Origin of the sequence: Paraburkholderia aspalathi, assembly GCF_905220735.1 — a bacterium.
In the GTDB taxonomy this organism is placed as follows: Bacteria; Pseudomonadota; Gammaproteobacteria; order Burkholderiales; family Burkholderiaceae; genus Paraburkholderia; species Paraburkholderia aspalathi.
The window spans coordinates 2,080,937-2,096,545 of sequence record NZ_CAJNBA010000001.1; the positions used below are offsets into that span (position 1 = coordinate 2,080,937).

A 15,609-nucleotide genomic window follows, 5' to 3' on the forward strand; every position below is an offset into this window, starting at 1 on the left:
GGCGTGTTGCTCAGTTTTTCGTGACCCGTCCGAGGACGCTGTCCGCGACGATGTTTCGCTGGATCTGGTTGGTCCCCTCAATGATCTGAACCACCTTGGCATCGCGGAAATAGCGGTTGATCGGGTATTCGTTCGAGATGCCGGCGGCGCCGAACAGTTGCACGGCGTCGGTGGCGACCTTCATGGCGACGTCGGAGGCGAACATCTTCGCCATCGCCGCCAGCGGCGCCAGCTCGCGCCCGGTCACGCCCGCATCCACCATTGATGCGGTGCGGTAGACGAGGTGGCGCGCGGCTTCGGTCTGCGTGACCATGTCGGCCACCATCCAGCGCACGCCCTGGAAGTTACTGATGGTTTGCCCGAAAGCGACGCGATCCTGAATAAAGCGAATGGTGTGATCGATCGCACCCTGTGCAATGCCCACGGCGCGTGCCGCCACGATCGGCCGGCTGGTGTTGAGCGCTTCCATCGCCACCTTGAAACCTTGCCCGCCTTCAGGGCCGAGCCGGTTGTCGGCGCTGATAAACGCGTCGTCGAAGAACAGCGGGCAGGAGGGCACACCGCGCGCGCCCATCTTGTCTTCCTCGCGCCCGATCGTGACACCAGGTGTCTTGCGATCGACGATGAACAGGTTGATGCCGAGCGGCTTGCCTTCTTCATCCAGCGTTTTCGCCGCCACCAGCATGAAGTCGGCGATGTGCGAATTGGTGCACCAGATCTTCGAGCCGTTCAGCACATAGCCGTCTTTCTGGCGGCGTGCGGTGGTGCGGATGCCGGAGACGTCAGAACCGCTCTGCGATTCCGTGATGGAAAGCGCGCCCCGCAGTTCGCCCGACGCAAGCCCAGGCAGCAGGCGTGCCTTCTGCTCTTCGGTGCCGCCCTCCAGAATCGCGCCGAACGGGGCCCATTGCACGACGAGCAGATACCCCGTGTTGTAGCAAACCCGCCCGAATTCCTCGACGGCGATGCAGGCCGACATCAGGCTGCCCGCCCCGCCGTAGGCCTCGGGAAAGGGCAGCGTGAAAAGACCTAGTTCCTTGAGCAACGCGTACATGTCGTCCGGATACTCCGCGGTGCGGTCGATTTCGTCCGCCCGCGGCGCCACCCGTTCCGTTGCGACGCGCCGTATCAGGTCACGAATCTGGATCTGGTCGTCTGTTAGTTGATAGGTCACGTTGTAAGTCTCTTGCGAATGGTGCGAGCCCCGATACGTAAACGGCGTTCTGAAACACGTATGAATGGAACGCACGATCGAGGTAAATCCGGTATCTCGTGTTCTTCGAAATACTGAACAATGTTCGATAACGTAAACGATGGCATGATGCTCGTCAAGCGTGATGTCGAGCGGACAGGGGTTTGCCCGTAGTGCGGAACGGGCGTTGTTCCGATGTAGTGAGAGCCTTGTCGGGCGGCGCGCCGAGGCCGTTCGGCGAGATTGACATGGCAGTCGCTGCGTGTTTAGAATATGGAACGTTGTTCAGTTATTTGATTGATTCCGATCGAAAACAGAAGTTACGGCTCGGTTTGGCATCAAGGCCCGTGGCGGAATGCATTGGAGGAGCGGGAAATGGAGTCTGTTTGTCCTGAAGTCGACTACCAGAAGTTTCTGGCCGAAGGCCGCTTGATGATCCAGCGCAGCCGCAGCAGTGGCCGGCACGTGTTTTATCCACGAGTAGCCGAGCCGGTCACCGGCGCACGCGATCTCGAATGGGTCGAAGCCTGTGGGCGGGGCACGGTTTACTCCACGACGGTAGTGAGGCAGAAGGCACCTACGCCGAGTTACAACGTCGCATTGATCGATCTCGACGAAGGGGTCCGGATGCTCAGCTGTGTCGAAGGGGTCGAACCGGACGCGGTGCGTATCGGCATGTCCGTTCAGGCGCGGATCGTATTCAGGAACGACGCGGCACTGCTCGTGTTCGAGCCTGCCTGAGGCAAGCCAACCGGCAGCGCGAGGAAATGCGCGTGCTGCACCGACGAGAGACAGATCGCATGGAATTCAACTTACGTGGCCGCACCGCACTGGTGGCCGGCGCGACATACGGAATCGGCGAAGCGCCTGGAATGTCCTCGCTGGATCTCGCAGCGCGGGCATCGGTCGATGCGCTGGCGCAGATCGGCTTGTCGCCGGGCGATGTCGACGGCCTGTTCGTTTGCATGCCTGACGACATGTTGTCGGGCCTGACATTCGCCGAATACCTCGGCATCCACCCGAAGTTCACCGATAACAACCGCAGCGGCGGCTCGGCATTCGAGATCTATGCGCATACGGCGGCCATGGCGCTGGTGACGGGCCAGATCGATGTCGCACTGATCGCTTATGGCAGCAATCAGCGCAGCGGGGCGGGCAAGCTGGTGCAGTCGTCGCGTCCGTCGCCGTGGGAGAGTCCCTATAAGCCGATGAACCCGGTGTCGTCGTATGCGCTGGCTGCGGCCCGCCATATGCACCAGTTCGGCACGACCCGCAGGGATCTCGCCGAAGTGGCGGTGGCGGCGCGTCGTTGGGCCCAGCTCAACCCTGAAGCCTTCGTGCGTACACCTTTGTCGATCGACGACGTGCTGGGCGCGCGCCTCGTATCCGATCCGCTTTCCGTGCGCGATTGTTGTCTCGTGACCGACGGCGCCGCCGCGATCGTGATGGTGCGTGCCGAACGGGCGCGCGACCTGACCGCCAAGCCGGTCTATCTGCTTGGCGCGGCGTCGGCCACGTCGCATCGCGAAATCGCGAGCATGCCCGACCTGACCGTGACGGCGGCGAGGGAATCCGGGCGACGCGCGTATGAGATGGCCGGCGTCGGCGCCGGCGATATCGACGTCGCGATGCTGTACGACGCGTTCACCATCAACACCATTCTGTTTCTCGAAGATCTTGGCTTTTGTCCGAAGGGCGAGGGCGGCCGATTCGTTGCCGACGGTGCGATCGCGCCTGGTGGGCGGCTGGCGGTCAATACGAATGGCGGCGGCTTGTCGTGCGTGCATCCCGGCATGTACGGTTTGTTTCTCATGGAAGAAGCGATGCGCCAGTTGACGGGGCGTGCCGGCGAGCGCCAGGTGCCGGGCGCGCGGCTTGCCGTCGCGCACGGCAATGGCGGCGTATTGTCGAGTCAGGCTACCGTGATTCTCGGTACTGAAGAGACGCTTTGACAGGCGCCATCCGGGCGGCGATGCCGGGTCGAAAGGAGACAGACAGATGAGCGAACAGACCACCGAAGACGCGACACAGATCGTGCAGGTCCGGCATGACGGGGCGATAGCAATCGTCACCCTGAACTACCCAGAACGGCGCAACGCGTTTTCGCTGAAGATGCGCGAGACGCTGTATGAGCGCCTGCATCACCTGATGCACCACGAGGACGGTTGCCGGGCGATCGTGCTGACGGGCGCCGGCAACACGTTCTGCGCGGGCGGTGACATCTCGGAGATGAAGCCGCGCAAAGTGCTCGAATACCGCGAGCGCAACCAGTTGCCGCTCGCAATCTTCGAGCTGATGGTGTCGGGGCCGAAGGCCATCGTCGCTGCCGTCGAGGGTTTTGCGCTTGGCGCAGGCCTTTCGCTCGCCGCTGCGTGCGACATGGTGGTCAGCTCATCGGCGGCGCGTTATGCGAGCGCGTTCGTCAAGGTCGGCTTGATGCCGGATACGGGGCTTTACTGGTCCCTCGCGCAACGTGTCGGCGGTGGACGGGCGCGTGAGCTGATGCTGAGCGCCCGCGAATTCGACGGTACGGAAGCCCTGCAGATCGGTTTTGCCAATCGGCTCGTCGAGCCGGGACAGGCGCTTGCCGCCGCGCTGGAAATCGCCAATCAGTACGCGGCGCTTCCGGCGGTGGCCACGGCGCATCTCAAAGCGGCGCTGGCAACCGGTATCCGCACACTCGACCAGGCGATCGAAACCGAAGTCGATCTGCAGCCCATCCTGCGCCGCAGCCGTGAGCACCGGGAGGCGGTCAGCGCCTTCATGGAAAAGCGCAAACCGGTATTCGTGGCCGACTAGGGGGAGCACACCATGAGCGAAAAGCATACGGACAAGAGCAACGCGCCCGCATCGATCGAGGTGACCCGGGACGGCCTCGTGGCCATCGTCACGTTGAACAATCCCGGCCGCCGCAATGCGATGGGGCGGCAGATGCGTCAGTTATTGCGCGACACGATGCATCGCCTGCTGACGGCCGATCCCGAATCGCGCGCCATTGTGCTCACCGGTGCGGGCGAGCACTTCTGCGCCGGCGCCGATATCTCCGAAATGACGCAGCGGACCATTCTGCAAAGCCGCGAAATTCTGGCTGAATCGTGTGTCGTCGTGCGCGACATGCTGGCGGGCGCGAAGCCGGTTGTGGCCGCTGTCGAAGGTGTGGCGTTCGGCGCGGGGTTGTCGCTGGCGGTGGCAACCGATTACGTGGTGGCGGCGTCGAATGCACGCTTCTGCGCGGCGTTTCTGCGGGTCGGGCTGATCCCCGACACCGGCATTCTGTGGACGCTTCCGGAAAAAATCGGCATGGCGCACGCGCGAGAAATGCTGTCGCTCGCGACGGAGATCGATGGCGTGAGGGCAGGTGAGATCGGTCTCGCGAACGAGGTCGTCGAACCGGGCGCCGCACGCGCCGCGGCGATCGAAGTGGCCCGCGGGCTCGCCGCTCATCCGCCGCTTGGCGTGGCGCTGCTCAAGGCAGCCCTGACCGACGGCGCCACCACCATGGACGCGGCGTTGCGTGCCGAGATCGACTATCAGCCGCTACTGCGGCAGTCCAAAGATCATCAGGCTGCATGTCAGGCGTTTTTCGACAAGAGCACGCCGGTGTTTACCGGCCAATGAACATTGGAGCGTCTCCGATGAATGTCGAGCGAAATGAAGCGCCGATCGGCGTGGATGGCGTAACGGCCACGGACGAACTGAACGATCTCGTGCAGGTGCGCCACGAGGGCGACGTGGCGGTTGTCACGATGAACTATCCGCAACGCCGCAATGCTTTTTCGATGGCGATGCGTGTCGCGCTGATCGATGTGTTCCAGCGCCTCTTTCACGAGGATGCGGCCACGCGCGCGATCGTGCTGACCGGCTCAGAGGGTCATTTCTGCGCGGGCGGCGACCTGTCCGAAATGCAGGCTGCCACGCCGACGCTGCTTGAACTACGCGAGCGCATTGCCGTCGGCGTGCGTCTGTTCCGCTTGATCTACACCGGTACCAAACCGGTTGTCGCGGCGGTCGAGGGCACGTGCTTCGGCGCCGGTCTATCACTGGCTGCCGCGTGCGATCTCGCGGTAAGCAGCAGTGCGGCGAAATACTGCTGTGCGTTCACCAAGGTGGGCTTGCTGCCCGACACCGGCCTCTTGTGGACGCTGCCGCAGAAGGTCGGCGGCGGCAAGGCGCGCGAATTGATGCTGAAAGCGGACGTGTTCGACGCGGCCACGGCGCAGCGCATCGGCCTTGTCAATCAGACCACGGAACCGGGCGGCGCGCTCGATGCAGCGATCCGGCAGGCTGCGCGCTTTGCGAGCTATCCGCCCGTTACGCTGGCGCTGCTCAAGGCGAGCCTGGTCAACGCAGGCAATTCGATTGAAGACGCGTGGCGGCTGGAAGTCGATCTGAATCCATTGACACGGCAAACCAGCGACCACACTGAAGCCGTGGCGGCATTCATGGAGAAACGCAAACCCGTGTTTACCGGCACCTGAGCGTCACGGCGCTTGTGCCGCTTCGTCTTGTCGCGCGTTGTTTTCTGACCCTGGATTTTACGGACGTACACCGACCATGTTCACACCCGATCTACTCAGGAACAAAAAGATTCTGATCACCGGCGGCGGCACGGGCCTCGGCAAAAGCATTGGCCGGCGCTATCTGGAACTCGGCGCCGAGCTGGTGATTTGCGGGCGCCGCAAGGAAGTGCTCGACGCCACGGCCGACGAATTTCGCGCCGCGATTAGCGGTGCGCGCGTCACCTCGATCACCGCCGACGTGCGGAGCGCCGAGTCGGTCGAGGCGATGATGGACACGATCTGGAGCGCCGGCCCGCTCGACCTGCTGCTCAACAACGCCGCGGCCAATTTCATCGCGCGGACCGAAACGCTGTCGGCGCGCGCGGTCGATGCGGTGCTCGGCATCGTGCTGCACGGCAGCTTCTACTGCACGATCGCCGCGGGGAAACGCTGGATCGCGGCTGGACGCAAAGGCAACGTGATCAGCACGGTCTCGACACCCACCATGACCGGTTCGGCTTTCACCGTGCCGTCGGCGGCGGCCAAGGCCGGCGTGCTCGCCATGACGCGCAGTCTCGCGGTCGAATGGGGGCCAAAGGGGATTCGTCTGAACGCCGTGGCGCCGGGTCTCTTTCCAACCGAAGGCGCGTGGGAACAACTCTATCCGCCTGGCTCACAGGTCGAATCGCAGGATCGCAGCGTGCCATTGCGGCGCTTCGGCGAGCATGCCGAGCTTGCCGATCTGTACGCGTACCTGGCCTCCGATGGTTCCGGCTATATCACGGGCGACATGATCGTGATCGACGGCGGCCGCTGGATGCAGGGCGTAGGCGGTCCCAGTTTCCGCGCGATGCAGGACTGGAGCGACGAACAGTGGGACGCCATGCGTGCCCACGCGAGGAAAAGCTGAGCATGGGGCCGCTCGCTGGCGTCAAGATCGTCGAGCTGGCCGGCATCGGGCCGGGCCCGATGTGCGCAATGCTGCTTGCGGACCTCGGTGCGACGGTGTTGCGCATCGACCGGCGGCAACCGGTCAAGCTCGGCATCGAGCGTCCTGTGCGCTACAACCTGCTGCTGCGCAACCGCAAGACGATTGCGCTCGACCTGAAGGACTCCGCCGCGATCGAACTCGTGCTGACGCTGGTGGAAGGCGCCGACGCCTTGATCGAAGGCTTCCGCCCTGGCGTGACCGAGCGCCTGGGACTCGGTCCGCAAGCGTGTCTGGCGCGCAATCCGAAGCTGGTCTATGGACGCATGACGGGTTGGGGGCAGGAGGGGCCGCTTGCGCAGTATGCAGGCCACGATTTGAACTACATCGCGATCACGGGCGTGCTGAACGCAATCGGCCGATCCGGCCAGGCGCCCTCGATACCCTTGAACCTGATCGGCGACTACGCGGGCGGCTCGCTGTATCTGGCGATGGGCCTGCTTGCCGCCATCCTGCACGCTCGCAATGGTGGTGCGGGCCAGGTGGTGGATGCGGCGATCGTCGACGGCACGGCGAATCTGGCCACGACCTTTTTCGGCATGCAGGCCGCGGGCATCTGGCGTGACCAGCGCGGCGCCAATATCACCGATTCGGGTTCGCATTTCTACGATGTCTACGAATGCGCCGACGGCAAGTGGATCACGGTGGGCCCGATCGAGGACAAGTTCTATCTGGAACTGCTGCGCTTGCTCGATATTTCTCCGGATACGCTTGGCGCCCAGCTCGACCAGAGTAACTGGCCGGCCGCGCGCGCCCTGTTCGCGCTCAAGTTCAGGACCCGCGACCGCGCGCAGTGGACCACCTTGCTGGAACATTCCGATGCGTGTTTCGCACCAGTGCTGTCGTGGATCGAAGCGCCTGACCATCCGCATCTGAAAGCGCGCGGAACCTTTATCGAAGTTGACGGGATCGTGCAGCCCGCGCCCGCGCCGCGTTTTTCGGCCACCGTGCCCGCGATGCCGACGCCGCCCGAAGCACCTGATCCGGCAACGCTGGACGCCGCGCTGTCTGTCTGGCTCGACGCCCACAAAATCAATGACCTGAAAAAAGCAGGAACGTTGGCCTGAGAAGCCAACGAGCGGGACAAAAAGCATGGACGGCCGCGCGCGTTGCGGCAGCGAATCGAGACGAGACACTCATGGATCTGCGATACACCGATGAAGAGCTGGCATTCCGCGATGAGGTGAGAGCCTTTTTCAAGGAAGCATTGCCGCAAGACATCCGCCGCAAGGCAGCGCTGGGTCAGCGTTATGCCGCAGCTGACCTGCGCTGCTGGCAGCGCATTTTGTACGAGCGCGGCTGGGCGACCCCCGCGTGGGACAAGGCGTGGGGTGGAACGGGCTGGAGCGCGGTGCAGCAGTACATCTTCAAGGAAGAGCTGCATATGGCGCCGGCTCCCGAGCCGCTGTCGTTCAACGTGAACATGATCGGCCCTGTGCTGATCGCTTTCGGCAGCGACGAGCAGAAGCGCGATTTCCTGCCGCGCATCGCGAGCCTCGAATACTGGTTCTGCCAGGGTTTTTCGGAACCGGGAGCGGGGTCGGACCTGGCGGCATTGCGCACGCAGGCGGTTCGCGAGGGCGACCACTATGTGATCAACGGCCAGAAACTGTGGACCTCGACCGCTCATCACGCGGACTGGATGTTCTGCCTCGTGCGTACCGACGCGAGCGGCAAAAAACAGCAGGGCATTACCTACCTGCTGATCGATATGAAGACGCCCGGCTTGACGGTGCGCCCGATCATCACCATCGACGGCTTTCACGAAACCAATGAGGTGTTCTTCGACAACGTGCGCGTACCCGTGGCAAACCGGATCGGTGAAGAAAACCGGGGCTGGGATTATGCCAAGTATCTGCTCGGTAACGAGCGCAGCGGGATTGCGCGGGTAGGCGTGTCGAAGATGCGGATCCGGCACGCCAAAGATCTTGCTAAACGTGTGCCGAGTGGCGACGGTGTGCTGTGGGACAACCTGCAGTTTCGCGAACGCGTCGCGGCGGTCGAAGTTGAACTGAAGGCGCTGGAAATCACCCAGATGCGGGTGATCGCCGAAAGTGCCGCGCGTGACAGTCACGTGCCGGATCCCAAGACGTCGATCCTGAAAATCAAGGGCTCCGAACTGCAGCAGCTCTCGGCTGAACTGCTCCTGGAAGTGGCCGGCCCCGACGCGCTGCCGCTCGACCTCGACTTTCTGCGCGGTTTGAGCGATCCGCTTCGCCAGCCCGACTGGGCGCTGACCATCGCGCCGAATCACTATTTTGCGCGTCACGTTTCGATTGTGGGCGGATCGAACGAGATTCAGAAGAACATCCTCGCCAAGTCCGTTCTCGGACTGTGAGCGCCAATCGAACGAGGAGACGCACCGACCATGGACTTTGATCTGACTGACGAGCAACGCATGCTCAAGGACAGCGTCGACCGGCTCGTGAAGGACGAGTACGGCTTTGAACAGCGCGCGCGTTATCTCGCGGAACCGGACGGCTTCAGCCGCGCGCAATGGAGTCGTTACGCGGACATGGGCTTGCTGGGCCTCACCTTCGATGAGGGCTTCGGCGGCAGCGGCTGTGGCCCGGTCGAAACGATGATCGTGATGGAGGCATTTGGCCGCGGGCTGGTTGTCGAGCCCTATCTGGCGACGGTGGTGCTCGGTGGCGGCTGTATTCGTCTGGGTGGCAGCGTTGCGCAACGCGCGGCCATCCTGCCGCAAGTCGCCGACGGTTCGCTGCTATTGGCCATGGCGCATGCCGAGCCGCAGTCGCGCTACGACGTGGCGGACGTCGCCACCACCGCGCGACGCGACAACGCAGGTTGGGTACTCGATGGCGCCAAGCGCATCGTCGTTCACGGCGGCTGCGCGGACCGGCTAGTCGTGTCGGCACGGGTGTCGGGCGCGCGCCGCGACCGCGACGGCATTGGGCTGTTTCTGGTCGACGCGCAAGCGCCGGGTCTGACGCGCCGCGAATATCTGACGCAGGACAGGCTGCGCGCGGCGGATATCGATCTGTCGGGCGTGCGTGTCACTGACGACGATGTGATCGGCGTGGCCGGCGAAGCGCTGCCACTGATCGAGACCGTTGTCGCGCAGGCGATCGCCGCGCTGTGTGCCGAAGCGGTCGGTTCGATGGCGGCCGCGCACGAGGAAACGGTTGAGTACCTGAAGGTGCGCAAGCAGTTCGGCGTCGCGATCGGCTCGTTCCAGGCTTTGCAGCATCGCGCGGTGGACATGCTGGTCATGGTCGAACAGGCACGCAGCATGGCGCTGTTCGCCACCATGATGAGCGGGGAGCCGGATGTCGCAGAGCGCACGCGCAGCATGGCCGCGGCCAAAGTGCAGATTGGCCGGGCCGGCCGCTTTGTCGGTCAGCAGGGCGTGCAACTTCACGGCGGCATCGGCATGACCGAGGAATGCAAGGTCGGCCACTACCTGCGCCGCCTGAGCGTGATCGACATCCTGTTCGGCGCCGCCGAACATCATTTGACCCAGCTCGCTAGCGCGGGCGGACTGATCGACGCGGCGCAGTAAGCCCGCGCATCATCGTGTGACAGGAATCCTTTCAATGAGCAGACCCACCACCTCCGATCCGTACCGGGACCTGCGCGATGCATTGCGCGACCTGTCGAAACAATTTCCTGACGAATACTGGCGCCGTGTCGACCACGAGCGGGTCTATCCGGAGGCGTTCGTCGATGCGTTGACGCGCGCGGGCTGGATGGCTGCGCTGATTCCGCAGGAATACGGCGGCTCGGGGCTTGGCCTTGCCGAAGCGTCCGTGATCATGGAAGAGATCAACCGTAACGGTGGCAATTCCGGGTTTTGCCACGGCCAGATGTACAACATGAACACCTTGCTGCGTAATGGCTCCGAGGCGCAAAAGCGCGCGTACCTGCCGAAGATCGCCAGCGGAGAACTGCGTTTGCAGTCGATGGCCGTGACCGAACCGACCACCGGCACGGACACCACCAAAATGAAAACCATGGCGGTGAAGAAAGACGGACGCTATGTGGTCAACGGGCAGAAGGTGTGGATCTCCCGCGTGCAGCATTCGGACTTGATGATCCTCCTGGCGCGCACCACGCCGCTCGCCGATGTGAAAAAGAAATCCGAAGGCCTGTCGTGCTTTCTGGTCGATCTGCATCAGGCGATCGGCAACGGTCTGACCGTACGGCCGATTCCGAACATGGTCAATCACGAAACCAACGAATTGTTTTTCGACAATCTCGAGATTCCCGAAGAGAACCTGATTGGCGAGGAAGGCAAGGGTTTCAGGTACATCCTTGACGGTCTGAACGCGGAGCGCGCCTTGATTGCTGCCGAGTGCATCGGCGACGGCTACTGGTTCGTCGATCGCGCATCGAAGTACGCGTCGGAGCGCCAGGTGTTCGACCGGCCCATCGGCATGAATCAGGGTGTCCAGTTCCCCATCGCCGAAGCGTATATCGACGTGCGGGCCGCGGATCTGATGCGCTACAAGGCGTGCGAGATGTTCGACAACCACGAGGCGTGCGGCGCCGAAGCGAACATGGCCAAGCACCTCGCCGCTACCGCTTCATGGAAGGCCGCCAACGCGTGCCTCCAGACGCATGGAGGATTCGGCTTCGCCTGCGAATACGACGTGGAGCGCAAATTCCGCGAAACTCGTCTTTATCAGGTGGCGCCCATCTCGACCAATCTGATTCTGTCTTACGTCGCGGAACACGTGCTGGACATGCCACGTTCGTTCTGAGCGCCGCCAATCGAGGGAGATAGCCATGGGCTACGAGACCATTCTGTACGACGTGAAGAACCGGATCGCCACGATCACCCTGAACCGTCCCGAACAGATGAACACCTGGAACGACACGGTGGCTACCGAGGTGTACGACGCCATGCAGGCCGCGGGCGCCGATCGCGGCGTACGCGTCATTGTCTTCACCGGTGCGGGCAAGGCATTCTGCGCCGGTGGCGACATTCATAGCTTTGGCGGCGATCCCTATGCGCTGATGACCAAGCTGCCGCGTCCGTTCGATATGCGCAAGCGCGCCGACTGGCAAACGCGCTGTTCGTATTACCCGGCGATCCCGAAGCCCGTGATCGCAATGCTCAATGGGGCGACGGTCGGTATTGGCCTGATTCACGCGCTCTTCTGCGACATCCGTTTCGCGGCTGAAGATGCCACGATCACCACCGCTTTCGCACGTCGCGGGTTGACCGCCGAATATGGCATGGCGTGGATACTTTCGCACCACGTCGGGCACGCAAGGGCGCTCGACCTGCTGCTGTCGGCGCGCAAGATCAAGGGAGTCGAGGCTGAGCGGATGGGGCTCGTGAACCGTGCGTTCCCGTCTGGCACGCTAGCGGAAGAGACCTATGCCTATGCGGCAGATCTCGCGGAGAACTGCTCGCCGCGCTCGATGCGCGTCATGAAGGCGCAACTCTGGGAGGTGCCGTTTCAGACGCCCCATGAAGCGATCATGGCTGCCGGACTGGACATGCCGATTGCCAATCAGTGCGACGACTATAAGGAAGGCATCGCGAGCTTCCTTGAGAAGCGCAAGCCGAATTTCAACGACGATTGATATGCGATCGATACGCCATGGGGCAAAGTCATGCTGAAGTATGAAGTCATCAAGAACTGGCCAATCGAAGACGTCACCCACACTTACACCGAACGCGATGTCATGTTGTACGCGCTGGGTCTTGGCATCGGTGGCGATCCTCTCGACGCGGCGCAACTTCGCTACGTCTACGAGAAAGACCTGCAGCCGATGCCGACCTGTGCCGCGGCGTTTGCGTGGCCCAAATCGTGGATGCGCGACCCGCGCGCCGGTGTCGACTATCTGAAGGTGGTGCACGGCGAACAGGACGTCCGCTTCCTCCGTCCAATGCCGACCGCCGCCACCATCGTCAGCAAGACGCGTGTGAGCCTTGTTTCCGATAAGGGCGCGGGCAAGGGCGCAATCGTCGAACTCAGGCGCGATCTGTTCGAAGCGGCGAGCGGCGAGCGGCTCGCGGAAGTTCGGCAGGTCTCGTTCCTGCGAGGCGACGGCGGCTTCAGCGCGGAATCGGGCGAGAGCGATGCGCCGCCCGAAGCCTTGCCGGCCGTTCCTGAGCGCACACCCGATCACGAATTCGAGTTTGGGACCCCGGCGCAGGCGGCGCTGATCTACCGTCTTTCCGGCGACTCGAATCCGCTGCATGCCGATCCTGAAGTCGCTACGAAGGCCGGTTTCAGGCAACCGATCCTGCACGGCCTCGCGACGTACGGCATGGCAGGCTACGCCGCGATTCGCACCCTGGCCGGAAACGACGCGGCGCGGCTCAGACGGCTTGCGCTACGGATGACTTCGCCGGTTTATCCCGGCGAGGTCATCCGATTTCAGTTCTGGCGCGAGAGCGACACACGCGTGCATGTGCGGGCACGCGTCGACGCACGCGATGTGGTCGTGTTGAACAACGGCGTTGTCGAAATCGGCTGAGAGCGGGGCCGGTTGGCGGTCCAGGGCGCGCCCATCGTCAAAGGAGAGGGTTGATGGATTTGCGAGAAAGTGACGACGATAAGGTCTTTCGCGCATCGGTGCGGGAGTTTGTGACGGCCCGGCTACCCACGGAGATTCGCGACCGCGTGCTGAATTTCCGCCACGTGCCGCGCGACGACTACGTGCGCTGGCAGCGCATCCTCGCGGCCAATGGCTGGGGCGCGCCGGCGTGGCCGGTCGAATACGGCGGCGCGGGCTGGAACGCTACGCAGCGCAATATCTTCGATGAAGAGTGCTTTACCGCAGGTGCGCCGCGTCAGATGCCGTTCGGTCTGTCGATGGTCGGGCCCGTGCTGCAAAAATTCGGCACGCCCGCGCAGCGTGACTATTTTCTGCCACGCATCGTGTCGATGGAGGACTGGTGGTGTCAGGGCTATTCGGAGCCGGGCGCAGGCTCCGATCTCGCTTCGTTGAAGATGCGCGCCGAGTGCGTTCCGCGCGACGGCAAGCCGTTCTATATCGTCAATGGACAGAAGATCTGGACTTCGTTTGCACAGTGGGCGAACTGGATTTTCTGTCTCGTACGCACCCACAGCGATGGCCGCCCGCAGGAAGGCATTTCGTTTCTACTGATCGACATGAAGACGCCCGGCATTACCGTGCGGCCGATCAGAACGCTCGATGGCGGCCATGACGTCAACGAGGTGTTCTTCGAAAACGTCGAAGTGCCGGATGGCAATCTTGTCGGCGAAGAGCATCGTGGCTGGGCGATCGCCAAATATCTGCTCGGCCACGAGCGCACCAATATTGCGGGGCTCGGCAACTGCAAACGCTTCATGCTCCGGCTGAAGGAAATCGCGCGGACTGAACGGAAGCACGGCAAGCCGCTGATCGACGATATCCGCTTTCGCGACCGGATCGCAAAGGTCGAGATCGATCTGATCGCGCATGAATGGTCGTTGTTGCGGGCGATTTCCGCCGAGTCGACCGGCCGTCCGCTGGGACCCGAGGCCTCGGTGCTGAAAATCCGCGGTTCGGAAATCCAGCAGGAACTCACCGAGCTGATCATGGCGTGCGCGGGGCCCTACGCGGTGCCGTTTGTACCGCAGGCGCTCGAGCCGGATTGGAGCGAAGGCGCGGATGCCACGGCGCATGGCGAACTGCTCAACGCGCTGGCGCCGCACTATCTGGACTGGCGCAAGATCTCGATCTACGGCGGTTCGACTGAGATTCAGAAAAATATCATCGCCAAACTGGCGCTTGGCATCTGAGGACACGTCATGGATTTCACGCTCGTTGAAGAGCAGCAGATGCTGGCCGACCTGGTGGGCCGCTTCGTGGAGAAGGAATATTCATTCGAGGCGCGGCGCAAGCTATCGGCGACGCCGCGCGGCTGGTCCGAACAGCATTGGAACACGTTGGCCGATATGGGTCTCCTCGCGCTCAACGTTCCGGACGAATACGGCGGGATGAACGCGGGCGTGGCAGAGACCATGATTGTGATGGAGGCGTTGGGTCGGGCTCTGGTGCTCGAGCCTTATCTCTCGACCGCGGTGCTTGGCGCAAGGCTGATCAGCCATGTGGGCACCGATACGCAAAAGAAGCGCTGGCTGCCCGAACTTGCGGCTGGCCGGCTGAAAACGGCGTTGGCCACGCTTGAGCCTGGCGCACGATTCGATCTGTCGAACGTAACAACGGCCGCCAGGCCTTCGAGTGAGGGTTTTGTCATCGATGGTCGCAAAGGCGTGGTCCTGCACGGCGATAGCGCCGATCTGCTGCTGGTGTCGGCGCGGACTTCCGGCGCGCAGGACGACACCACCGGCATCACGCTGTTCGCAATCGACCCTAAGACACCGGGCGTCACGCTCAGAGGTTTTCCGGCGCTGGACAGGCAGCGGGTCGCCGAAGTGTATTTCTCGGGCGTATCGGTCGAGTCCGAAGCGGTGCTGGGCGTGATCGGCAACGGCTATGGCCTGCTGGAATGGACCGTCGACCACGGGCTGTTCGCGCTATGCGCCGAAGCGGTTGGAACCATGGCGAAGCTCGCCGAGATGACCTACGACTACCTGCGCACGCGCACCCAGTTCGGCAGACCCATCGGCGAGTTCCAGGCGCTTCAGCATCGCGCGGCCGACATCCTGACTGCGGTCGAGCAGGCCCGCTCGGTGGTGTACTTCGCCGCATCGCGGCTGGCCGGAGCGGATGCCGACGAGCGGCGCCGGGCGCTGTCCGCCGCCAAGAACCTGATCGGCCGGTGCGGGCGGTTCGTCGGCCAGCAGGCGGTGCAGTTGCACGGCGGAATGGGCATGACCGAAGAACTTCCGGTCGGCTGGTACTTCAAGCGGCTGACCTGCATTGATATGACATGGGGTGATGCCGAGCACCATCTCGAGCGCTACGGGACGCACCTGTAACGCGGCGGCGTGCGCTTTTGCCCCGCTTTTTTTATGTTGTTCCAGTAGCAGAAAATGTAT

At 63.0% G+C, this 15,609-nt stretch carries 15 protein-coding genes; 14 read left to right on the forward strand and 1 reads right to left on the reverse strand.

All coding sequences use genetic code 11. From position 1 onward, the window contains the following. Positions 1-10: 10 nt before the first annotated feature. Positions 11-1,174 (reverse strand): acyl-CoA dehydrogenase family protein, encoded by a 1,164-nt coding sequence (locus KHO30_RS09225; protein ID WP_211700634.1) that lies wholly within the window; start codon positions 1,172-1,174, stop codon positions 11-13. A gap of 393 nt (positions 1,175-1,567) precedes the next feature. On the opposite strand from KHO30_RS09225, the gene KHO30_RS09230 reads away from it, so the two are divergent. The 14 genes from KHO30_RS09230 (at position 1,568) to KHO30_RS09295 (ending at position 15,549) form a co-directional block, all read left to right on the forward strand. Beyond that, positions 1,568-1,933, forward strand: a complete 366-nt coding sequence (locus KHO30_RS09230; RefSeq protein ID WP_211700635.1) for a Zn-ribbon domain-containing OB-fold protein — start codon at positions 1,568-1,570, stop codon at positions 1,931-1,933. 59 nt (positions 1,934-1,992) lie between these two features. Next, positions 1,993-3,144: a thiolase gene (locus KHO30_RS09235; protein ID WP_211700636.1), complete on the forward strand. Its 1,152-nt coding sequence runs from the start codon at positions 1,993-1,995 to the stop codon at positions 3,142-3,144. 46 nt (positions 3,145-3,190) lie between these two features. Beyond that, positions 3,191-3,991, forward strand: a complete 801-nt coding sequence (locus tag KHO30_RS09240; RefSeq protein WP_211700637.1) for an enoyl-CoA hydratase/isomerase family protein — start codon at positions 3,191-3,193, stop codon at positions 3,989-3,991. Positions 3,992-4,003: 12 nt separating this feature from the next. Continuing rightward, positions 4,004-4,810 (forward strand): enoyl-CoA hydratase/isomerase family protein, encoded by an 807-nt coding sequence (locus tag KHO30_RS09245; RefSeq protein WP_211700638.1) that lies wholly within the window; start codon positions 4,004-4,006, stop codon positions 4,808-4,810. A 17-nt stretch (positions 4,811-4,827) separates the two neighbouring features. Beyond that, the gene (locus tag KHO30_RS09250) at positions 4,828-5,670 is read left to right on the forward strand and encodes an enoyl-CoA hydratase/isomerase family protein (RefSeq protein WP_244863973.1); all 843 of its coding nucleotides are present in this window, start codon (positions 4,828-4,830) and stop codon (positions 5,668-5,670) included. Between the two features lie 76 nt (positions 5,671-5,746). Beyond that, positions 5,747-6,601: an SDR family oxidoreductase gene (locus tag KHO30_RS09255; protein WP_211700640.1), complete on the forward strand. Its 855-nt coding sequence runs from the start codon at positions 5,747-5,749 to the stop codon at positions 6,599-6,601. A gap of 2 nt (positions 6,602-6,603) precedes the next feature. Then, a complete protein-coding gene (locus KHO30_RS09260) occupies positions 6,604-7,746 on the forward strand; it encodes a CaiB/BaiF CoA transferase family protein (protein WP_211700641.1) in 1,143 nt (380 codons plus the stop codon). A gap of 71 nt (positions 7,747-7,817) precedes the next feature. After that, a complete protein-coding gene (locus KHO30_RS09265; RefSeq protein ID WP_211700642.1) occupies positions 7,818-9,017 on the forward strand; it encodes an acyl-CoA dehydrogenase family protein in 1,200 nt (399 codons plus the stop codon). Positions 9,018-9,047: 30 nt separating this feature from the next. After that, positions 9,048-10,202: an acyl-CoA dehydrogenase family protein gene (locus KHO30_RS09270; RefSeq protein WP_211700643.1), complete on the forward strand. Its 1,155-nt coding sequence runs from the start codon at positions 9,048-9,050 to the stop codon at positions 10,200-10,202. A 34-nt stretch (positions 10,203-10,236) separates the two neighbouring features. After that, positions 10,237-11,403 (forward strand): acyl-CoA dehydrogenase family protein, encoded by a 1,167-nt coding sequence (locus tag KHO30_RS09275; protein ID WP_211700644.1) that lies wholly within the window; start codon positions 10,237-10,239, stop codon positions 11,401-11,403. Between the two features lie 25 nt (positions 11,404-11,428). Next, positions 11,429-12,235: an enoyl-CoA hydratase gene (locus tag KHO30_RS09280; RefSeq protein ID WP_211700645.1), complete on the forward strand. Its 807-nt coding sequence runs from the start codon at positions 11,429-11,431 to the stop codon at positions 12,233-12,235. A gap of 30 nt (positions 12,236-12,265) precedes the next feature. After that, positions 12,266-13,135 carry a MaoC/PaaZ C-terminal domain-containing protein gene (locus KHO30_RS09285; RefSeq protein ID WP_211700646.1) on the forward strand — a complete coding sequence of 290 codons (870 nt, stop codon included), beginning with the start codon at positions 12,266-12,268 and terminating at the stop codon, positions 13,133-13,135. A gap of 53 nt (positions 13,136-13,188) precedes the next feature. Beyond that, positions 13,189-14,406 carry an acyl-CoA dehydrogenase family protein gene (locus KHO30_RS09290; protein ID WP_211700647.1) on the forward strand — a complete coding sequence of 406 codons (1,218 nt, stop codon included), beginning with the start codon at positions 13,189-13,191 and terminating at the stop codon, positions 14,404-14,406. A 9-nt stretch (positions 14,407-14,415) separates the two neighbouring features. Further along, the gene (locus tag KHO30_RS09295; protein ID WP_211700648.1) at positions 14,416-15,549 is read left to right on the forward strand and encodes an acyl-CoA dehydrogenase family protein; all 1,134 of its coding nucleotides are present in this window, start codon (positions 14,416-14,418) and stop codon (positions 15,547-15,549) included. Positions 15,550-15,609 lie beyond the last annotated feature (60 nt).